The organism is Polynucleobacter sp. TSB-Sco08W16 (genome assembly GCF_018687455.1).
Classification (GTDB): domain Bacteria; phylum Pseudomonadota; class Gammaproteobacteria; order Burkholderiales; family Burkholderiaceae; genus Polynucleobacter.
Genome location: NZ_CP061291.1, coordinates 971,619 through 991,551, shown reverse-complemented (window position 1 = coordinate 991,551; position 19,933 = coordinate 971,619). Strand labels below are relative to the sequence as shown.

Below are 19,933 nucleotides of genomic sequence, written 5' to 3'. Positions count from 1 at the left end.
GGTCCAAATGATCCCCATGATCCTAAGACGATGGAGTTGAATGAAGACAATAAAGATAGCTTGACCCTCGCTGTTTATGCAGAGCGCGCTTATCTAGATTACGCCATCAGCGTAGTGAAGGGTCGTGCATTGCCTGAAGTAGCTGATGGTCAAAAACCAGTTCAACGCCGAATTTTATATTCCATGAGTGAAATGGGTTTACGTGCAGATGCTAAACCAGTAAAAAGTGCTCGTGTTGTTGGTGACGTTTTAGGTAAATTTCATCCCCATGGCGACCAATCTGCTTATGACGCCTTGGTGCGCTTGGCACAAAGTTTCTCACTACGCTACCCCTTAATTGACGGGCAAGGAAACTTCGGTTCCCGTGATGGTGATGGTGCAGCTGCAATGCGTTATACCGAAGCACGCTTAACAAAGATCGCTGGATTACTTCTCAGCGAAATTGATGAAGGTACGGTCGATTTTGCTCCGAACTATGACGGCTCATTTCAAGAGCCAAAGTTATTACCGGCTCGCTTGCCCTTTGTGCTGCTCAACGGCGCTTCAGGTATTGCTGTCGGAATGGCTACCGAGATTCCTTCACATAACTTGCGTGAAGTAGCTTCTGCTGCAATCGCTTTGATGAAATCGCCAAAGCTATCCACGGCAGATTTACTGGAAATCATGCCCGGTCCTGACTATCCGGGTGGCGGCCAAATTATTTCCTCTTCAGCGGAAATTGCCCAAATTTATGAAACAGGGCGAGGTAGCCTCAAAGTTCGTGCCCGTTGGTCTGTAGAGGAATTAGCACGTGGTCAATGGCAAATTGTTGTCAATGAGCTGCCACCAGCAACCTCATCACAACGGGTTTTACAAGAGATCGAAGAGATCACCAATCCTAAGGTAAGAGTTGGTAAGAAGACCTTAACCCCAGAGCAAAATAATCTCAAATCGACTATCTTGAATGTGCTCGATGGTGTGCGTGATGAATCCAGTAAGGATGCTGCTGTACGGTTGGTGTTTGAGCCAAAGAGTAAGAACATTGATGTCAATGAGTTTGTAAATCTCTTGTTGGCTCATACCTCGCTTGAGTCAAATGCGCCAATGAATTTGGTGATGATTGGTAATGACGGTCGTCCGCGTCAAAAGGGCTTAAAGGAAATTATTTCTGAGTGGGTTGAGTTCAGAGTTGCTACGGTGACACGTCGTACCCAGTTCCGCCTCGGCAAAGTAAAAGACCGGATGCATATTTTGGAGGGGCGTTTAACCGTTCTTCTCAATATTGATAAGGTAATTAAGATTATTCGCAATAGCGATGAGCCCAAAGTCGATTTGATCAAAGAGTTTAAGCTCACAGATCGTCAGGCTGAAGACATTCTGGATATTCGCTTGCGCCAATTGGCTCGTTTAGAAGGTATCAAGATTGAGCAAGAGCTTAAATCGCTCCAGACGGAGCGTGATGATCTTGAAGGCTTACTGCAAAGTGACGCCGTTTTACGTAAACGCATCATTAAAGAAATTGAATCCGACATCAAGGATTTTGGCGATGATCGTCGCACCTTGATTCAGGAAGATAAGCGTGCTGTTGCAGAAACTAAAGTCATTGATGAACCAGTGACTGTCATCGTTTCACAAAAGGGTTGGGTACGTGTTCGTCAAGGTCATGAGCACGATGCAACTCAATTTAGCTTCAAAGCGGGTGATGCGATGTATGCAACCTTTGAGGTTCGCACCGTTGACGTTATTCAGGGCTTTGGAAGTGATGGACGTGTTTATACGGTACCTGTCAGCGAGCTACCTGGCGCCCGCGGTGATGGCTCACCATTAACTAGCTTTGTCAATTTAGCTGCTGGATCGCAAATGGTGGCGTATTACGCTGGCCAACCAGATGATCTGGTCTTGCTATCTACTAAAGCAGGTTATGGCTTCTTAGCGAATGTATCGGACATGAGCACTCGCAATAAAGCTGGTAAATCGTTTATCAGTGTTGATGCAAAACATCCTGGTGATGCACCTTTAGGTGCAAGCAAGGTGCAGGTTGGTATGAAGCAAGTAGCTTGTCTGTCTGAAGCCTCTAAATTACTTGTTTTCCCATTAGATGAGCTTAAGCGTTTGCCTACTGGCGGCAAAGGCGTGATTTTAATGGGCTTAGATGAGAAGGAGTCCTTAGCCTCCGCTATCGCTGTAGGCCCTAATGGCGCCACCTATTCAGGGGCGGGTCGCGCAGGGAAGCCAACGGAATTGAGTTTGGATGCAAAAACATTGAAGTCATTTGCGGGTAATCGAGCACGCAAAGGCCACTTTGTAGAGCCACGCCTAAAAGACGGCAAGCTCAAAGCAAACTAATTAGATTTTCTTTGCTACAGCAACACCATATTTAACGGCAATCACTTCCGCCAGAATCGATACTGCGATTTCTGGTGGAGTGAGTGCGCCGATAGAGAGTCCAACTGGGCCATGCAGTTTTTCCACTTCGTCTCTGCTGACATCAAACTCTAGTAGTCGTTCTTTACGCTTTTGGGTATTTTTTCGGCTCCCCAGGGCGCCAACATAAAAGGCAGAAGACTTTAGTGCCTCCATGAGGGCCATATCATCCAACTTTGGATCATGGGTGAGGGCTACCACCGCTGTATGAGGATCAACACCAATCTCAAGTAATACGTCATCAGGCATGCCTTTGATGAAGGTCACATCAGTGCGGTTTAGTCCTTCTGCATACTCATCACGCGGATCGATCACGATCACTTCAAAGTCGGAGGCCAGGGCAAAGTCGGCGGTATACAAAGAAAGTTGACCTGCACCGATGATGACCATGCGCCAACGTGGGCCATAAGTTGTTTGCATCTCGGTATCTGAGCAGGAAAACTCGTCACTGCGATTACCGGCTCTTAAACTCGATTTGCCATTCGCAATGGTGACGGTACGCCTCATCACTTGATGGGAGCTAATAGAGTCCAGTAATTTTTCCAGTATGGCTAATTCAGGTTTAGGCTCTACCAGCAAACGCAAAGTTCCGCCGCAGGGAAGGCCGAAGCGAGCTGCTTCTTCTTGGCTCACACCATAAACCACCATCTCAGGATTGCTGCGAGTCAGAATTTCAGCTTGTACGCGATTAATTAGGTCGTCCTCAACACACCCGCCAGATACGGATCCCGCTACTTGACCATCTTGACGGATTGCAAGCCATGAACCAATGGGGCGAGGAGCTGAACCCCAAGTTTGTACTACGGTAGCAATGGCTACTTGATGGCCGGATTTAAGCCAGCTCACTGCGGATTTGAGGACGCTGAGGTCGGTGCTATTCATGCTAAGTCTTTTATTTGTTCTCTTTTGAATTTCTTATTTATTATCACCTTAATGAGCAATATAGGTGCATCCCCGAAATCAGATCTTCGTCTAGCCATTATTCTTTTGGCGGCAGGCGAGGGAAGTCGTATGGGGTCTATACCTAAAGCCCTGCTAAAAATGGATGGAAAAACGCTTTTAGAAAACTTTTTTTCTGAAGTAAGAGATTTAAATCCGATTGAGTTAGTGGTTGTGACTGGTTTTCATAATCAGGCTATTAATGCTGAGTTAGCCAAACAAAGCGCGCTGTTAAGTCAGTCAATACGTGTGATTCACAATCCAAATCCGGATAGAGGTCAAGGATCCTCGGTGCGACTTGGTCTTGAGTCATTGCAAAGTCACTTTGATGTTTTAGCAGTATGTCTTTGCGATCAACCGAATATCCGCTCTAGAGAGCTCATGCTTTTACTTGAGCGCTTTACTAATCGAAAGACCGGCTATGAAATGGTCATGCCACAAGTGGGTGGGCAGCGGGGCAATCCGGTCTTGTTCTCAAGAAATGTAGTTGAGGCAATACTATCGAAGCCGGGGATGACGTGTCGCACGTTTATGGATCAAAATCCCAACTTGATTCATATCTTCGAGACAACACATGATGCATTTATTCTGGATGTTGATACGGAGGTGGACATCCAGAAGCTTGGGATAAGCAAATAATTAATGGCTTAAATCTCAGCAATCAATTCAATTTCTACACATGCTCCCAAAGGGATCTGAGCTACGCCAAAGGCACTACGAGCATGTTTGCCGGCATCACCAAAGACTTCAAATAACAATTCAGAGCAACCATTCACTACAAGATGTTGTTCTGTGTATTCGCCAGTAGAGTTCACCAGCCCCATCACTTTGACAATGCGCTTTACATTTTCCAAAGAGCCTAAATGATTTTGTAGTGTTGAGAGCAAATCAATCGCGATAGCGCGCGCAGCTGCTTTACCAGTGTCGGTATCCATATCCTTGCCGAGCTTTCCCACCCAGGGCTTACCATCACGTTTAGCAATGTGGCCTGACAAAAAAACGGTATTACCAGTAGTTGCTGCCATGACATAGGCTGCCGCAGGAGGTCCGGGTGGCGGTAAATCAATGCCAAGGGTCTTAAGGCGCTCGCTAATATTGCTCATAGTGTTGTTTCAATCAATAGAAAAATGTGAATATTAGAATCTTACTGGCAAATTATTTCGATAGTTGACGCATGGCACCCTCAAGACCACTTAGAGTCACAGGATACATGCGGTCTTTCATGAGGTTTTTCATAATGTCGATAGATTGACGGTATTCCCAAATAGACTCTGGCTCTGGATTGAGCCATGCAAAATGAGGAAAGTGGTCTAGCAGTCGGTTTATCCAAACGGCACCAGCTTCCTGGTTGTTATATTCAACTGAGCCATTGGGGCTCAGAATTTCATAGGGCGACATCGTGGCATCCCCTACGAAGATCAGCTTGTAGTCGGGACCATATTTATGAATGATGTCTTGAGTTGCAGTTACCTGATCTCTGCGGCGGCGATTGCTTTGCCATAAATTCTCGTACACGCAGTTATGGAAATAGTAAGACTCAAGATGTTTAAATTCTGCCTTGGCAGCGGAGAACAATTCGCCAATCTGCTTGATATGGTCATCCATCGATCCACCAACATCCATTAGAAGCAGAACTTTGACTTGATTATGGCGTTCAGGTCGCATCTTGATATCTAGCATTCCTGCATTGGCGGCAGTAGAGTGAATTGTTTTATCTAAATCCAGCTCTAAAACAGATCCTTCTCGCGCAAAGCGACGTAAACGACGTAAGGCTACTTTGATATTGCGCGTGCCTAGTGCAAGATCGCTGTCGTAATCTTTAAATTCTCGGGCTTGCCAGACTTTAATGGCGGTCCGATTGCCGGCGCTTTCACCGCCAATCCGAATTCCTTCAGGGTGATAGCCACTATGGCCAAATGCTGAGGAGCCTCCAGCACCAATCCATTTATTCCCACCCCCATGCCATTCTTTTTGCTCTTTTAACAACTCCTCAAGACGTTTCTGAAGTGCTTCTGGGCCACCCAGTTTTTGGAGTGCTGCCTTTTCTTCATCCGTTAGCACTCGCTGTAATTTCTTTTCTAGCCAGTCCATTGGAATATCGGGAGAGAGGGCGATGACTTTTTCTACGCCATTAAAGTAGCTGCCAAATACCTGATCAAAGCGATCAAAGTGTTGCTCATCTTTAACTAAGGTCATTCTGGAGAGTTGATAAAACTCATCTATGGAGGGATTGATCACTCCAGACTTTAATGCTTCTAAGAGCGTTAAAAACTCCCTCACCGAAACAGGCACTTTGGCCTCTTTCAGATTCAGGAAAAATGGAATTAACATCGAGTGCGCTTAGGAGTCTGTATTAGCGGTGATTGCGATTCATCATCACTAAGCGCTCAAACAAATGGATATCCTGCTCATTTTTTAGCAAAGCACCATGCAATGGTGGAACCACGATCTTTTCATCTTGGCTATAAAGCGCCTCTGGGGGAATATCCTCTGCGAGCAATAGCTTGAGCCAGTCTATTAATTCAGAAGTAGAGGGTTTTTTCTTGATCCCTGGCAGAGAGCGTATTTGATAAAAAGCTTTCAGCGCAGCTTCCAACAGATCTTGTTTGATGTTGGGATGATGAACATCAACGATGCTTTGCATGGTGTTGGCATCGGGAAAGGTGATGTAATGAAAGAAGCAACGACGCAAAAAGGCATCTGGCAATTCTTTTTCATTATTGGAGGTGATGATAACGAGGGGACGATGCTTTGCCTTAATTAACTCACGAGTTTCGTAGACATAAAACTCCATCCGGTCAATTTCACGTAAGAGGTCATTTGGAAACTCGATATCTGCTTTATCGATCTCATCAATTAGTAGGACAGTGGGCTCATCCGCTTCAAAGGCTTGCCATAAGACGCCTTTGACAATGTAGTTGCGAATATCTTTGACTTTTTCATCGCCAAGCTGGGAGTCACGTAAGCGACTCACCGCATCGTATTCATATAACCCTTGTTGTGCTTTGGTAGTCGATTTAATGTGCCACTGCAAAAGGGGCATTTGGAGAGCTGCAGCCACCTCTTCAGCCAACATCGTTTTGCCTGTTCCTGGCTCCCCTTTAATGAGTAGTGGCCGCTGGAGTGCAATGGCAGCATTGACAGCCAGTTTTAAGTCATCTGTAGCGACATAGCTTTGACTGCCGTCAAAGCGGCTTGAAGGATTGGGTGAAGGTCTTGTCATTTAGTGGCAATCAAAAGGTCAATTAATGGATGTTCAAGTATAGGTAAATAGCCCCTATTTTTCAGTATTTCTGCTGTTTTTGGGGTCCGGAATGGGCAAATACTGCTTAAGGGGGCAGCTCTCCGCTATACTCTCCGGGATTGATTCAAATCAAACTTATTAAACTGATTTCTATGAAAAAACTCTCAATTATTTCTAAATTGCTCATCTGCGCCGGTTTGGTGTTTGCTGGATTTGCCGCACAGGCTGACGAGGTTAAAGGTAGCGCTGCTGCTGGAAATGGCAAAGTTTGGCTTTGTACTGGTTGCCACTCCATTCCTGACTACCGTGCTGACTATCCCTTGGTTTATCGAGTTCCGATGCTAGGCGGCCAAAATGCTGCTTACATTGCTACAGCTTTGGCTGAATATAAAAAGGGCGAAAGAAAGCATCCTACGATGCGTTCTATTGCCGCTAGCCTTTCTGACCAAGATATGGCAGACATCGGCGAATACTATGCTGCGCAAACTGCCAGCTCACCTAGCAACCCATTGAAGTGATAGAGGCACGTTTATGAAATTTGCACTAGTTACAGCAGTTTTACTCTCAAGCATTGGACTCGTTAACGTGGCCAGTGCATCCAGCGTTGATAAAGGTCAGGCATTGGTTGAAAAGGCCAATTGCGCAGCATGTCATGGTGCTGGTTTAAATGCACCCATCATGCCCGTTTACCCTAAATTAGCTGGTCAATATCCTGATTACATCTACTACGCCTTAAAGGCATACAAAGTAGGTGACGGTAACGCTAAATATGGCCGCAACAATGCCGTAATGGGCGCACAAGTTCAAGCATTCTCTGATGCGGACTTACACGATATTGCAGCTTATGTTGCTTCCTTGCCAGGAAACTTTGTTATCAAAAAGTAATTTCGGTTAAGTAGTACATAAAATAAAGGCTTAGAATAATCTTCTAAGCCTTTATTATTTATAGAGTTTTTATTTTAGCGAAGTGCTTCAAGACCTCTAGCTAGATGATTTCGCATAGCCTTTTCAGCTACCACTTGATCTCGTTTTAATAGGGCATTCAGAATTTCACGATGCTCGATAAGAGAATTTTGCAGTCTTCCGGTACTGGTGAGAGAATCCCTGCGATGCAGTTTTAGTACTTTTCGCAAATCGGCAATAACGCCATTCATCCATCGATTTCCAGCAATTTCTTGTATTAATTCATGAAATTTGCCATTAATTTCAAAGAATTGCTCTATATCTCTATCTGCCGCTGCTTTTTCAAGGCGGTGATGCCAATAGTCGAGCTGGTTTAACTCTTCCTCTGTAGCTTTAGTCGCCGTTTCCCTAGCTGCTTCACCTTCAAGCAGGGAGAGGATTGTAAAAATCTGCTCTAAATCTTTTCTGGCTACTTCGGTTACATATGCACCGCGGCGCATTTTGATCGTTACCAGACCTTCCGATGCCAATACTTTGATTGCCTCACGCATGGGTGTGCGACTAATCCCGAATTGTTCAGCCAGGCCTTGTTCATCTAGCCAGCTTCCAGGAGCTATTTGCTTGCTAAATATCTGCTCACGAAGTCGATCGGCTACATCTTCGTAAAGCGGTCGATTATTCAGTTTTGTATTCATAATTATGTATACATGATAGCTAGACAAATTACAAATAGTCAAGCAGAATTAGCAAATCTTATATGCAATGCAACAAATCTATTCAGGGGGTGCTTAGTGAGTTCGGAAAAGAAAAATTCATCTAGTAAGGCGTGGCCATCATTTCCAGAGTCCAATTTGGATGCGTGGAAAAAATCAGCGCAGAAATCAGCTCCCAATGGGGATGTAGACAAACTAGGTTGGAATACGCCAGATGGTATTCATTTAAAAGCCCTATACACATCTTCAGATACTGAAGGACTCAATTACAAAGATACTCTTCCTGGTTTTGAACCTTTTGTGCGCGGTCCTCAGGCAACAATGTATTCCGTTCGCCCTTGGACGATTCGTCAATACGCAGGCTTTTCAACTGCTGAAGAATCCAATGCCTTTTATCGCAAAGCATTGGATGCGGGCGGTCAAGGAGTTTCTGTAGCTTTTGACTTAGCAACGCATCGCGGCTATGACTCCGATCATCCGCGCGTCACTGGTGACGTTGGTAAGGCAGGGGTAGCGATTGATTCAGTAGAGGATATGAAGATATTGTTTGATGGCATTCCGCTCGATAAAGTATCCGTATCCATGACTATGAACGGCGCTGTATTACCTGTCTTAGCAGGTTATATCGTAGCTGGCGAAGAGCAGGGCGTTAAGCAAGAGCTCTTATCGGGAACAATTCAGAACGATATTCTGAAAGAGTTTATGGTGCGTAATACGTATATTTATCCACCAGAACCCTCAATGCGCATTATTGGCGACATTATTGAGTACACCGCAAAGCATATGCCGAAATTTAACTCGATTTCGATTTCGGGTTATCACATGCAAGAAGCGGGTGCGAATCAGGTATTAGAACTAGCCTTTACGTTGGCCGACGGTAAAGAGTATGTCAAAACAGCCCTAGCAAAAGGTCTAGATGTGGATGGCTTTGCGGGGCGACTCTCGTTCTTCTTTGCGATTGGCATGAACTTTTACTTAGAAGTTGCTAAGCTGCGCGCAGCGCGATTGCTGTGGTGGCGGATTATGAAATCATTTGAGCCAAAAAATCCAAAGTCATTGATGTTGCGTACGCACTGTCAAACTTCTGGTTGGTCATTGACTGAACAAGACCCATACAACAACGTGGTCAGAACTACCGTAGAGGCGATGGCTGCTGTATTTGGTGGCACACAATCTCTGCACACCAATTCGTTAGATGAAGCAATTGCATTGCCTTCAGAATTTTCAAGCCGCATTGCTCGCAATACCCAGTTAATCCTGCAAGAGGAAACACATATCACTAGCGTGATTGATCCATGGGCTGGTTCTTACATGATGGAAAACTTGACTCAAGAGATGGCAGATAAAGCCTGGGAAATCATTCAAGAAGTTGATGCCATGGGTGGCATGACTAAGGCGGTGGAAAGTGGCTGGGCCAAGTTAAAGATCGAAGCTGCAGCTGCTGAAAAGCAAGCCAAAATTGATTCTGGCTCTGACGTCATCGTTGGTGTGAACAAGTACAAGTTGGGCAAAGAAGATCTGGTCGATGTCTTGATGATCGATAACGATAAAGTTCGTGAAGGTCAGGTGGCTCGCTTAAAAGATATAAAACAGAAACGCGATAGTAAAAATGTAGAAGCTGCATTAGAAGCGCTGACAAAAGCTGCGGAAGAGAACACTGGTAACTTATTGGAATTATCTGTAAATGCGATTCGTTTACGCGCCACTGTTGGTGAAGTCTCAGATGCATTGGAAAAAGTTTACGGGCGCCATCGCGCCGATACTCAAAAGGTGACCGGAGTGTATGCAGCTGCTTATGACTCAGCGGATGGCTGGGCAAAATTACAAACTGAAATCGCTGACTTTGCTAAAGATTTTGGACGTCGCCCACGTGTGATGATTGCTAAGTTAGGTCAAGATGGTCACGATCGCGGCGCTAAGGTCGTTGCTACCGCCTATGCAGACTTGGGCTTTGACGTTGACATTGGTCCCTTGTTTCAAACGCCCGAAGAGTGTGCCCGTCAGGCGATTGAGAATGACGTACATGCGCTTGGTGTATCCACTCTAGCTGCTGGTCACAAGACTTTGGTGCCGGCAATCATTGCTGAGCTGAAGAAACAGGGCTCTGATGACATCATCGTTTTCGTTGGTGGAGTCATTCCAAGGCAAGACTATGAGTTCCTTTATGAAGCAGGCGTAAAGGGTATTTATGGACCAGGTACCCCGATCCCGGCTTCCGCTAAGGATGTGTTGGAGCAAATTCGTAAATCAGTCAAACCGGTTTAATAAAACCTAAGGGACTGCTGCGTATGCTCGAATCTGCTGATCTTGCTTTGGTGAGTGATCTCACTGGTGCGCCATCGCTTAAACAGCGACGTGCATTAGCGAAGGTCATCACGCTACTTGAATCAACACGCCTGGATCATCGCAAACGAGCTGATGACGTCCTCAATACGCTGCTGCCGAAAACTGGAAAGTCTTTTCGTTTGGGCATCTCTGGAGTTCCAGGGGTTGGTAAATCTACTCTAATAGAAACGCTCGGACTCTATTTAATTGAAAAGGGCCATCGCGTTGCAGTGCTGGCAATAGATCCATCATCTAGTTTGTCAGGTGGATCGATCTTGGGTGATAAAACCCGCATGGAGCGCCTATCAGTTCTGGAGAATGCTTTTATTAGGCCTAGCCCATCCTCCCTCACTTTGGGTGGCGTAGCTGAAAAAACACGAGAAGCTATGCTGGTAGCTGAGGCAGCAGGCTTTGACATCATCATCGTAGAAACCGTTGGCGTTGGCCAAAGTGAAATTGCGGTAGCAGGCATGACTGATCTATTTTTACTTCTTCAGCTACCTAATGCGGGCGACGATCTCCAAGCCATTAAAAAAGGTGTGATGGAAATTGCCGATCTGATCGTGATCAATAAAGTGGATCTTGATCCAGATGCTGCAATGCGCGCCCAGCTATTTATCACAAGCTCTCTGCGCTTATTAGGCTTTCAGGGCAATCCTGATCACGCTTCGCATAACGAAGCATTTTGGCATCCAACGGTGATGACCTTGAGTGCGCTTGAGGGTAAAGGTATTCCCGAGCTATGGGACAAGATTGCCCATTTTCAACGCCTCCAAAGAGCGAATGGAAAATTTGATTCACGTCGCAAGCAACAAGCGGGCGCTTGGATGTGGGATCGCATTGATGCAGGACTTAAAAACGCATTTCGTAGTAATGAGGCGGTTCAAGCGCTTCTACCAAGCTTAGTGGCACAAGTAAATCAGGGAACCATGGCGCCATCAGTAGCGGCTAGACGTCTATTGGAGTCCATGGGACATGAATTTTTCTAAGGAGTCGGTAATGAAGGAAATCATTCAACAACTGGAGGCGAAGCGTGAGCTGGCCCGTCTAGGTGGTGGGCAAAAACGTATTCAAGCTCAGCATGCTAAAGGGAAGTTAACTGCTCGTGAGCGTATTGAGCTCTTGCTTGATGCGGGTACATTTGAAGAGTGGGATATGTTCGTTGAGCATCGTTGCTACGACTTTGGAATGGTCGATCAAACCGTGCCAGGTGATGGTGTAGTAACTGGCTATGGAATGATCAACGGCCGTCTGGTATTTGTATTTTCACAAGACTTCACCGTGCTTGGCGGTTCATTGTCTGAAGCCCATGCTGAAAAGATTTGCAAGATCATGGATCAGGCTCTCAAGGTTGGCGCTCCAGTAATTGGTTTGAATGATTCTGGGGGTGCTCGAATTCAGGAAGGCGTAGCTTCATTAGGGGGCTATGCGGAAATTTTCCAGCGTAATGTCACCGCTTCTGGCGTAATTCCTCAAATTTCCCTGATTATGGGTCCATCAGCCGGTGGTGCTGTGTATTCACCAGCATTGACCGACTTTATCTTTATGGTCAAAGATAGCTCTTACATGTTTGTTACTGGTCCCGAGGTGGTTAAGACCGTAACCCATGAAGATGTTACTGCCGAAGAGTTAGGTGGTGCGGTAACGCATTCAACAGTTTCGGGTGTTTGCGACTTAGCGTTTGAGAATGATGTTGATGCGATCATGATGTTGCGCCGCTTCTTTAACTACTTGCCACTATCAAACCGTGAAAAAACACCGCTAATCAAAGGCGCTAATCGTAATGAAGAGCCAGATTTCTCGTTAGATACTCTTGTTCCATCTAATCCAAATCAACCTTACGATATGAAAGAGTTGATTGAAAAGATTGTGGATGATGGTGAGTTCTTTGAGCTTCAACCTGATTACGCTAAGAATATTGTGATTGGTTTTGCCCGTATGGAAGGTCGCTCTATCGGAATCGTAGCCAACCAACCATTGGTGCTGGCAGGTTGCTTGGATATTAAAGCTTCAATTAAGGCAGCTCGCTTCGTGCGCTTCTGTGACGCATTCAATATTCCAGTCGTGACCCTAGTGGATGTTCCAGGCTTTATGCCAGGTACAGCACAAGAATACGGCGGCATTATCAAGCATGGTGCCAAGTTACTTTACGCTTATGCAGACTGCACAGTTCCTAAAGTAACTTTGATTACTCGCAAAGCCTATGGCGGTGCTTATGACGTGATGGCTTCAAAGCATTTACGTGGTGACGTGAACTTTGCATGGCCTTCGGCTGAAATTGCTGTGATGGGCCCTAAAGGTGCTGTAGAAATTATTTTCCGCGAAGAGAAATCAGACCCAGCAAAAATTTCTGCTCGAGAAGCAGAGTACAAGGCAAAGTTTGCGAACCCATTCGTGGCTGGGCGTCGTGGTTATATTGATGACGTCATCCTCCCTCATGAAACCCGCAAGCGGATTGCGCGTTCACTAGCAATGCTCAAAGACAAAGACTTGAAGAACCCCGCGCGTAAACACGGCAATATTCCTCTGTAAAGGCGCCGACATAATATGACTACGAAAATGTTTAAGAAAATTTTGATTGCGAATCGCGGCGAAATTGCATGCCGTGTGATGAACACTGCCAAAAAGATGGGCATCAAGACTGTAGCTGTCTACTCTGAGGCGGATAAAGAGGCGCGTCACGTCCAACTGGCTGATGAGGCTATCTGCATCGGGCCTGCACCTTCTCGAGAGTCCTACCTCGTGATGGATCGAATCATTCAGGCCTGCAAAGATACCGGTGCTGAGGCTGTTCATCCGGGCTATGGCTTCTTATCTGAGAATGAACAATTTGCTAAGCGCTGTGAAGAAGAGGGTATTGTCTTTATTGGACCCAAACATCAATCCATTGCGGCAATGGGTGACAAGATTGCATCCAAGAAACTCGCGCTGGATGCAAAAGTCAACACCATTCCAGGTTACAACGAAGCTATTGATACCACAGAAGAGGCTGTCAAGATTGCACAAGGGATTGGTTATCCGGTGATGATTAAGGCTTCAGCTGGTGGAGGCGGCAAAGGCTTGCGCGTTGCATTTAATGATAAGGAAGCTGCCGAAGGATTTGCTGCTTGTAAGACCGAGGCAATGAATAGCTTTGGTGATGACCGCATCTTTATTGAGAAGTTCGTTGAAGGTCCTCGCCACATTGAGATTCAGGTGCTAGGAGACTCTCATGGCAATGTAGTGTATTTAAATGAGCGGGATTGCTCTATCCAACGTCGTCATCAAAAGGTTATAGAGGAGGCACCCTCACCATTTATCGATCCGGCCACCCGTAAAGCCATGGGCGAGCAAGCAGTGGCCTTGGCCAAAGCGGTGGACTATCAATCAGCTGGAACAGTGGAGTTTGTGGTTGGCAAGGACAAATCTTTCTATTTCTTGGAGATGAATACTCGTTTACAAGTTGAGCATCCAGTAACAGAAAGTATCACTGGACTTGACTTAGTCGAACAGATGATTCGTGTTGCTGCAGGTGAAAAACTGGCATTTAAACAAGAAGACGTCAAACTGGATGGCTGGTCTATGGAGTGCCGTATTAATGCGGATGATCCGTTCCGAAATTTCTTGCCTTCTACAGGCCGCCTTGTGAAATATCGTCCACCAGAATCTATTAATGGTGTCCGTGTTGATACCGGCGTCTATGAAGGGGGTGAGATCCCGATGTATTACGACTCCATGATCGCAAAATTAATTGTTCATGGTAAAGATCGTACAGAGGCAATTGAGAAGATGCGCGCTGCATTGAATGATTTTGTTATACGCGGCATTCATTCCAATATCCCATTTCAAGCTGCTTTATTGCAGCACCCACGCTTTGTTAATGGTGACTTCACAACTGGCTTTATTGCTGAAGAATATCCAGAGGGCTTCAAAAAGGACTCCGTACAGCCGGCAGACCCCAAACGCCTTGCAGCATTGGCTGCCTTTATGCGTTATCGCTATCTCGAGCACATTAAGATGATTGACGGTCAGTTGGCCGGTCATGAGATGGTAATTGCGAAGAAATTTGTCGTAGTAACCGGTAAAAAAACAGGTTCGATGCTTGATCCTCATGAAGAGCCGGTCCGTATTGAGCTCAAAGATGGTATTTATTCTGTTTACATTGATGATGAAGATGGTGTTAGTCGTTATGACATCGAGAGCAGTTGGCGTCCTGGGCAAATTACTTTGCACGCAACCATTAATCGCACCAGTAAAGTCACTGCTCAAGTGGAAAGAAAGGGCGTTAAGTTTTACCTCGTACTAGATGGTGCACATTACGAGTGTATGGTCTTAAGTCCACTAGGCGCTGAGCTACAAAGCCGTATGCCGGTAAAGCTTCCACCAGACACTTCCAAGCTAGTAATGTCTCCAATGCCTGGGCTACTCACAAAAATTGCCGTCAAAGTCGGTGAAGCGGTTACCGCAGGTCAGAAATTAGCCTCTATTGAAGCGATGAAAATGGAGAACACACTTTCAGCGATTCAAGATGGTGTGGTTGCTGAAATCTGTGCCAAAGAGGGCGAAAGTTTGGCGGTTGATCAACTTATCATTCGCTTTGAATAAGAGAGGTAAATAGATTCATGACAACTAAGCCATTTAAAATTTTGGGTATTCAGCAAATTGCTATTGGTGGTGAAAATAAAGATCGCCTCAAAAAGCTTTGGGTTGATTTATTGGGTTTTGAGTACAAGAGCACATTTGTCTCTGAACGTGAAAACGTTGATGAAGATATTTGCGCGATTGGGTCGGGCATTCATGAGATTGAAGTTGATCTCATGCAACCATTGGATATTGAGAAAAAACCTGCGGTACATCAAACACCGTTAAATCACATCGGCCTTTGGGTTGATGACCTACCAAAGGCTGTGGAGTGGCTATCGGCCAATGGCTTGCGTTTTGCACCAGGTGGAATACGCATGGGGGCTGGTGGTCATGAAATTACTTTTGTTCATCCCAAGAGCAATGACGAGTTTCCCTTTAGTGGTGAAGGCGTACTTATTGAGCTTGTGCAAGCTCCTCCTGAAGTGATAGCAGGATTGCGTTCATAATTTAGGTTTACATCCTAATGAATCGAGCTTGAATTGACGCGCTTATTAGCTATCGACACCTCATCAGCATGGTGCTCGGTGGCTTTATCCTTAGGTGACTCTACTCCTGAACTCCGACACGAATTGGTATCGGCTGGGGCCAGTCAGCTTTTGCTTCCATGGATAGAAGATCTTTTGAGTCAGGCGAACGAGCGCTTATCTAACTTGGATGCTATTGCTATTGGGGTAGGGCCAGGCGCCTTTACGGGTGTTCGCTTGGGCGTCGCTGTCGTTCAGGGACTTGCCACATCTGCTAACTTACTCGTTCTCCCGGTAGCCAGTTTGGATGCTATAGCAGCAGAAGTTGTGAAGACAACACAATATAAAAACATCGCTCCAAAATACTTTGCTATTGCGATTGATGCACGCATGGATGAGATCTATTGGGCGAAGTACGAACAGAAGGACTTGCAGAGTTTGCCTAAAAGAATCGGCGAAATTCACCTGTCAAAGCCTGAGGAGATTGATCTCAGAGATATTTCCTATCTTGCGGGTAGCGCAATTGAAGCCTACGGCGATCGCTTGTTTTCCGAGCATTCTCTCTCCTCAAGCGCACTAGATTCAGAAATAATGATTTCAGCATTAGGTGTAATGGAGGTTGCCAAGAGCATGCTCCAGCTTGGCTTGCAAATAAACGTCCATGATTTGGAGCCACTCTATATCCGCAATAAGGTTGCCTTAACAACTGAAGAGCGTGAAGTAGTCTTCAAGAAGGGTCGTCCGTAATGGCAGCGCAAGAGAGTGCTGCTGAGCTTTCATTCATGCCAATGCAGATGGCTGATCTAGATGAAGTTCTTGCTATCGAATCTGTCTCCCATATCCATCCATGGACAAAAGGAAATTTCACAGATTCCTTAAATGCAGGTCATTGGGCTTACTGTATTCGACCTCAGGCAGATCAAGCTAGTGGAGTTGAGGGCACTTTTTTAGATCCAAGTGTTTTATGGGCCTACTGCATCTTATTTCCTGCTGTAGATGAATTGCACCTTTTGAACATTACGGTATCACCCAAACTAAGGCAATTAGGCCTTGGTTCGCGGATGATGGCAGCCATTGAGGGTGTCGCATTACAGCAAAAAATGCCGCGAATCATCTTAGAGGTCAGGCCTACCAATTCATCTGCAGTAGCCTTGTATCAAAAGTTGGGGTACGAGCAAATCGGTATTCGTAAAAACTATTATCCAACTAGTGAACAGACTGGAAATCGCGAGGATGCCATCGTGATGGCTAAATCGATTAAGCTACAGGAATGAGCAACTTAAATTCAGGCTTTCTGAAGGAAATGGGAATAACTGAGTGGACTTCACGAGAGGGTTCACCTCAGGGTTTAGAGGTCACAAAAGAAGCCGCCATAACCCATGCTCCCGCTCAAGCCCATCATGAGGCTATTCAAGCTGAGCCAAGGGCATATTGGTGGTTCTTTGGCAGCAAGCCTCAAGGTGATGCACAAATCCTATTTCAAAATGTTATTCGTGTCTTAGGTCTTGATAGTAATGAGTGGTCCTGGAAGAGTCCCAGCGACAGTCTTTCACAGATCCATTTACCAGATAATGGGATGCCAGTAGTTGCTTTTGCCTTTGGCGGACCTGCGGCTCAAAAAATTACTGGTGAACGAGATCCATTGCCGCAGTTGCGTGAAACTATCTTAGCCTTAAATACCGGTAGCGATGAAGAGATTCCCGTTATTGCTTCCTTTGATTTGGCACAATTGGCTGCCCAACCAAAAGATAAGTCACTCCTGTGGCAAGATCTCTTGCTGGCTAAATCAGTACTCCAAAATATTTGAGCCCAATCGGCTTTTAGTGCTTGTGCTCGCCGATGAGGTGCATAGAATCATATTCTGCTTGATTACGGGCGTGTCTCTTAATCACCATCCACATAATCAAGCTGACCACTACGCCAAAACCGATGATCACGTATTGCACTGGCAAATCCAGCCAAATCAGTAGTGAGTACATTGCAAGCATCGCCAAAACAGAAATATTTTCGTTAAAGTTTTGCACGGCGATAGAGTGACCTGCTGACATTAATACGTGACCGCGATGCTGGAGTAGCGCATTCATGGGCACCACAAAATAACCGGCTAGCCAACCAACCAAAATCAGCAATAAATAAGCAGGTAACAAATTCAGGGTGACTTGTAATTTGCCAAAACTTAATAAGGGCGTATTTGGCAACATGTCAGAGTTGTAGATCGCCATGACGCAGACCACTAGCCCCATTGCAATTCCATATGGTAGGACGTTTAGTGACTTACGCAATGGTACTCGCCATGCCGCCCATACGGCACCGCCAGCTACGCCTACAGCAGAGATTGCCTGCAGAATCGCCCCTTGTGAGAGATTCATATGTAGTGCAACCTGCGCCCACTTAATCACAATAAATTGCAAGGTAGCACCAGCACCCCAAAACAAAGTGGTTACTGCCAAGGAGATTTGCCCTAGACGATCATCCCAGAGGGTTTTAAAGCAAATTGCAAAGTCTTTAATCAAGGCGACGGGGTTAGTCTTTTGGGATACATAGCGTGCGCCTGTATCTGGAATCTTGAGGTTGATTAAAGCGGCCACGATATAAATCATCATGATGATGAGAATCGCTGATTCAGCTGGGGTATCAACACCGGTATCAAAGCTTGGCATGTCGAAAGCCAGCAGGCTCTGAGAGACCGTGCTGCTGATTAAAACGCCACCCAATACGGTGCCCAAAATAATCGAGCCGACGGTAAGTCCCTCGATCCAACCATTGGCAGCTACTAATTTCTCAGGGGGTAGCAATTCGGTCAAAATTCCGTATTTTGCAGGGGAGTATGCGGCAGCACCAAGACCGACTATCGCATAGGCGAATAGTGGATGACTGCCTAAAAGCATCACTACGCAACCAGCAAACTTGATTGTGTTGGTAATGAACATGACATTGCCTTTGGGACGGGAATCTGCAAAAGCACCCACAAAGGCAGCGAGCAGAACATAGGACAATACGAAGAATAATTTGAGTAAAGGGGTCATCCAGGCCGGAGCATTGAGCTGGGCCAAGAGGGCAATTGCTGCTATGAGCAGGGCATTATCAGCAAGCGACGAAAAAAATTGCGCCGCCATAATGATGTAAAAACTGCGGTTCATTCGTACAATCTAGTCATTGATGCAATTAAAACATGAAAGGAGGGGTGGATATGGGTGCTTCAGCTAATAGCCTGATTAATAGACCAATTTTGGCATCTATTCATACTCAGGCCTTTCAGCATAACTTAAACCGTGTTCGGGAGCTTGCTCCTAGCTCCAAGATCTGGTCGGTCATTAAAGCCCGTTCTTATGGTCATGGATTTGAGGCCGCCCTCAAAGGTCTTGGTTCGACCGATGGGTTTGCCTTGTTGGATGTTCAGGATGCTGTTTGGTTGAGGGAGCATGGCTGGCAGGGGCGAATTTTGCTCTTAGAGGGCTTATTTCATGAAAATGAATTAGATCTTGCTCAAGAACTGCATTGCGACTTAGTGGTGCATTGTGAAGGCCAGGTTGAGTGGCTTGAACATTACGCAGATAAAGTCCACAAGCCTATTAGTGTTTTTCTCAAAATGAATACCGGGATGAATCGCTTGGGGCTCAAGCCTGCTGCCTATAGAACGGCATTTCATCGCCTCCATTCTGCTGGCTTTCGGATGCATCACATGACCCATTTTGCTAATGCGGATCAAATTGATCGGCAGCCTACAGTTGATGATCAGCAAGAGATATTTAATCGGTCTATTGAAGGCTTAGAGGGTCCTACATCTTTAGCTAATTCAGCGGCGATCCTTTGGCATCGGAACTCCTTGGGAGACTGGGTTCGTCCCGGCATCATGCTGTATGGCGCATCACCAACTGGTTTATATCAAGATATTGAGCATGCACACCTGAAAGCGGTGATGCAGCTGCATAGTGAAATCATTGATATTCAAGAACTTCAGTCAGGTGATCGAATTGGATATGGTGGTCGTTATCAGGCTCCAGAGGCAATGCGTGTTGGTATTGTTGCCTGTGGATATGCGGATGGCTACCCACGTCACGCCAAAGACGGTACCCCCGTTTGGGTTGGCAATGATGGGAATGATATTCATGGAGCAATCTGTCCGCTCGTAGGTCGCGTTTCAATGGACATGTTGGCAGTAGACCTGCGGAATATTCCTCACGCAAAGATTGGTAGTGTTGTTGAATTATGGGGTGATCGAGTGCCGGTAGATGAGGTTGCCAGAATGAGCGACACCATAGGCTATGAGTTGCTTTGCGCTGTTGCACCGAGGGTGCCTGTGGCAATTAAGTAATTCC

The 19,933-nt window shown here is 45.9% G+C and carries 19 protein-coding genes; 13 read left to right on the top strand and 6 right to left on the bottom strand.

Going from position 1 to position 19,933, the window contains the following annotated elements; all coding sequences use genetic code 11:
- The first annotated feature begins 30 nt into the window (after nt 1–30).
- Nucleotides 31–2,325, top strand: coding sequence for a DNA topoisomerase IV subunit A (gene parC / locus FD961_RS04875; protein WP_215394359.1), 2,295 nt, complete (start codon nt 31–33; stop codon nt 2,323–2,325).
- Here the strand turns inward: parC and FD961_RS04870 are convergent, their stop codons facing one another.
- Nucleotides 2,326–3,285 carry an XdhC family protein gene (locus tag FD961_RS04870; RefSeq protein WP_215392910.1) on the bottom strand — a complete coding sequence of 320 codons (960 nt, stop codon included), beginning with the start codon at nt 3,283–3,285 and terminating at the stop codon, nt 2,326–2,328.
- Nucleotides 3,286–3,336: 51 nt separating this feature from the next.
- On the opposite strand from FD961_RS04870, the gene FD961_RS04865 reads away from it, so the two are divergent.
- Nucleotides 3,337–3,981: an NTP transferase domain-containing protein gene (locus FD961_RS04865; protein WP_251371215.1), complete on the top strand. Its 645-nt coding sequence runs from the start codon at nt 3,337–3,339 to the stop codon at nt 3,979–3,981.
- A gap of 8 nt (nt 3,982–3,989) precedes the next feature.
- On the opposite strand, the gene FD961_RS04860 is transcribed toward FD961_RS04865, so the two are convergent.
- Genes FD961_RS04860 through FD961_RS04850 form a run of 3 tightly spaced genes read right to left on the bottom strand, consistent with a single transcriptional unit; the run spans nt 3,990 to nt 6,565 of the window.
- The gene (locus FD961_RS04860) at nt 3,990–4,445 is read right to left on the bottom strand and encodes a RidA family protein (protein WP_215392909.1); all 456 of its coding nucleotides are present in this window, start codon (nt 4,443–4,445) and stop codon (nt 3,990–3,992) included.
- Nucleotides 4,446–4,497: 52 nt separating this feature from the next.
- Nucleotides 4,498–5,673: a VWA domain-containing protein gene (locus FD961_RS04855; protein ID WP_215392908.1), complete on the bottom strand. Its 1,176-nt coding sequence runs from the start codon at nt 5,671–5,673 to the stop codon at nt 4,498–4,500.
- A 22-nt stretch (nt 5,674–5,695) separates the two neighbouring features.
- Nucleotides 5,696–6,565, bottom strand: coding sequence for a MoxR family ATPase (locus FD961_RS04850; RefSeq protein WP_071465735.1), 870 nt, complete (start codon nt 6,563–6,565; stop codon nt 5,696–5,698).
- A gap of 173 nt (nt 6,566–6,738) precedes the next feature.
- Here FD961_RS04850 and FD961_RS04845 point away from each other — a divergent pair, with 173 nt between their 5' ends.
- Nucleotides 6,739–7,104, top strand: coding sequence for a cytochrome c (locus FD961_RS04845; RefSeq protein WP_236638701.1), 366 nt, complete (start codon nt 6,739–6,741; stop codon nt 7,102–7,104).
- 13 nt (nt 7,105–7,117) lie between these two features.
- Nucleotides 7,118–7,471 (top strand): cytochrome c, encoded by a 354-nt coding sequence (locus FD961_RS04840; RefSeq protein WP_215392907.1) that lies wholly within the window; start codon nt 7,118–7,120, stop codon nt 7,469–7,471.
- Between the two features lie 74 nt (nt 7,472–7,545).
- Here FD961_RS04840 and FD961_RS04835 read toward each other — a convergent pair whose 3' ends face one another.
- Entirely contained in the window at nt 7,546–8,184 is a 639-nt protein-coding gene (locus FD961_RS04835) for a GntR family transcriptional regulator (protein WP_215392906.1), read from the bottom strand.
- Nucleotides 8,185–8,280: 96 nt separating this feature from the next.
- Here FD961_RS04835 and scpA point away from each other — a divergent pair, with 96 nt between their 5' ends.
- From scpA to FD961_RS04795, 8 genes are read left to right on the top strand one after another with little or no spacing between them, the layout of a single operon-like run.
- Nucleotides 8,281–10,467, top strand: coding sequence for a methylmalonyl-CoA mutase (scpA, locus tag FD961_RS04830; protein ID WP_215392905.1), 2,187 nt, complete (start codon nt 8,281–8,283; stop codon nt 10,465–10,467).
- A gap of 23 nt (nt 10,468–10,490) precedes the next feature.
- A complete protein-coding gene (gene meaB, locus FD961_RS04825; protein WP_215392904.1) occupies nt 10,491–11,516 on the top strand; it encodes a methylmalonyl Co-A mutase-associated GTPase MeaB in 1,026 nt (341 codons plus the stop codon).
- Nucleotides 11,517–11,526: 10 nt separating this feature from the next.
- Entirely contained in the window at nt 11,527–13,059 is a 1,533-nt protein-coding gene (locus FD961_RS04820) for an acyl-CoA carboxylase subunit beta (protein ID WP_215392903.1), read from the top strand.
- Between the two features lie 15 nt (nt 13,060–13,074).
- Complete coding sequence (accC, locus tag FD961_RS04815) at nt 13,075–15,111, top strand: acetyl-CoA carboxylase biotin carboxylase subunit (protein ID WP_251371214.1); 2,037 nt, start codon at nt 13,075–13,077, stop codon at nt 15,109–15,111.
- A 17-nt stretch (nt 15,112–15,128) separates the two neighbouring features.
- Nucleotides 15,129–15,596: a VOC family protein gene (locus FD961_RS04810; RefSeq protein ID WP_215392902.1), complete on the top strand. Its 468-nt coding sequence runs from the start codon at nt 15,129–15,131 to the stop codon at nt 15,594–15,596.
- Nucleotides 15,597–15,629: 33 nt separating this feature from the next.
- Nucleotides 15,630–16,361 carry a tRNA (adenosine(37)-N6)-threonylcarbamoyltransferase complex dimerization subunit type 1 TsaB gene (tsaB, locus tag FD961_RS04805; protein WP_251371213.1) on the top strand — a complete coding sequence of 244 codons (732 nt, stop codon included), beginning with the start codon at nt 15,630–15,632 and terminating at the stop codon, nt 16,359–16,361.
- Nucleotides 16,361–16,888, top strand: coding sequence for a ribosomal protein S18-alanine N-acetyltransferase (rimI, locus tag FD961_RS04800; RefSeq protein ID WP_215392901.1), 528 nt, complete (start codon nt 16,361–16,363; stop codon nt 16,886–16,888). Before tsaB ends, rimI begins: the two co-directional genes overlap by 1 nt.
- Nucleotides 16,885–17,421 carry a DNA polymerase III subunit psi gene (locus FD961_RS04795; protein ID WP_215392900.1) on the top strand — a complete coding sequence of 179 codons (537 nt, stop codon included), beginning with the start codon at nt 16,885–16,887 and terminating at the stop codon, nt 17,419–17,421. The genes rimI and FD961_RS04795 overlap by 4 nt, the downstream gene beginning before the upstream one ends.
- A 13-nt stretch (nt 17,422–17,434) precedes the next feature.
- Here the strand turns inward: FD961_RS04795 and lplT are convergent, their stop codons facing one another.
- Nucleotides 17,435–18,754, bottom strand: coding sequence for a lysophospholipid transporter LplT (gene lplT / locus FD961_RS04790; RefSeq protein WP_215392899.1), 1,320 nt, complete (start codon nt 18,752–18,754; stop codon nt 17,435–17,437).
- 74 nt (nt 18,755–18,828) lie between these two features.
- Here lplT and alr point away from each other — a divergent pair, with 74 nt between their 5' ends.
- The gene (alr, locus tag FD961_RS04785) at nt 18,829–19,929 is read left to right on the top strand and encodes an alanine racemase (protein ID WP_215394355.1); all 1,101 of its coding nucleotides are present in this window, start codon (nt 18,829–18,831) and stop codon (nt 19,927–19,929) included.
- Nucleotides 19,930–19,933: the final 4 nt, after the last annotated feature.

Excerpts from the sequence above, each read along its gene's own strand:
- FD961_RS04855 (WP_215392908.1), bottom strand. The coding sequence starts at position 5,673 with ATGTTAATTCCATTTTTCCTGAATCTGAAAGAGGCCAAAGTGCCTGTT.
- rimI (WP_215392901.1), top strand. The coding sequence starts at position 16,361 with ATGGCAGCGCAAGAGAGTGCTGCTGAGCTTTCATTCATGCCAATGCAG.
- FD961_RS04850 (WP_071465735.1), bottom strand. The coding sequence starts at position 6,565 with ATGACAAGACCTTCACCCAATCCTTCAAGCCGCTTTGACGGCAGTCAA.
- meaB (WP_215392904.1), top strand. The coding sequence starts at position 10,491 with ATGCTCGAATCTGCTGATCTTGCTTTGGTGAGTGATCTCACTGGTGCG.
- FD961_RS04860 (WP_215392909.1), bottom strand. The coding sequence starts at position 4,445 with ATGAGCAATATTAGCGAGCGCCTTAAGACCCTTGGCATTGATTTACCG.
- FD961_RS04835 (WP_215392906.1), bottom strand. The coding sequence starts at position 8,184 with ATGAATACAAAACTGAATAATCGACCGCTTTACGAAGATGTAGCCGAT.
- FD961_RS04865 (WP_251371215.1), top strand. The coding sequence starts at position 3,337 with ATGAGCAATATAGGTGCATCCCCGAAATCAGATCTTCGTCTAGCCATT.
- FD961_RS04840 (WP_215392907.1), top strand. The coding sequence starts at position 7,118 with ATGAAATTTGCACTAGTTACAGCAGTTTTACTCTCAAGCATTGGACTC.
- FD961_RS04820 (WP_215392903.1), top strand. The coding sequence starts at position 11,527 with ATGAAGGAAATCATTCAACAACTGGAGGCGAAGCGTGAGCTGGCCCGT.
- parC (WP_215394359.1), top strand. The coding sequence starts at position 31 with ATGGAGTTGAATGAAGACAATAAAGATAGCTTGACCCTCGCTGTTTAT.
- accC (WP_251371214.1), top strand. The coding sequence starts at position 13,075 with ATGACTACGAAAATGTTTAAGAAAATTTTGATTGCGAATCGCGGCGAA.
- FD961_RS04845 (WP_236638701.1), top strand. The coding sequence starts at position 6,739 with ATGAAAAAACTCTCAATTATTTCTAAATTGCTCATCTGCGCCGGTTTG.
- FD961_RS04795 (WP_215392900.1), top strand. The coding sequence starts at position 16,885 with ATGAGCAACTTAAATTCAGGCTTTCTGAAGGAAATGGGAATAACTGAG.
- FD961_RS04810 (WP_215392902.1), top strand. The coding sequence starts at position 15,129 with ATGACAACTAAGCCATTTAAAATTTTGGGTATTCAGCAAATTGCTATT.
- FD961_RS04870 (WP_215392910.1), bottom strand. The coding sequence starts at position 3,285 with ATGAATAGCACCGACCTCAGCGTCCTCAAATCCGCAGTGAGCTGGCTT.
- lplT (WP_215392899.1), bottom strand. The coding sequence starts at position 18,754 with ATGAACCGCAGTTTTTACATCATTATGGCGGCGCAATTTTTTTCGTCG.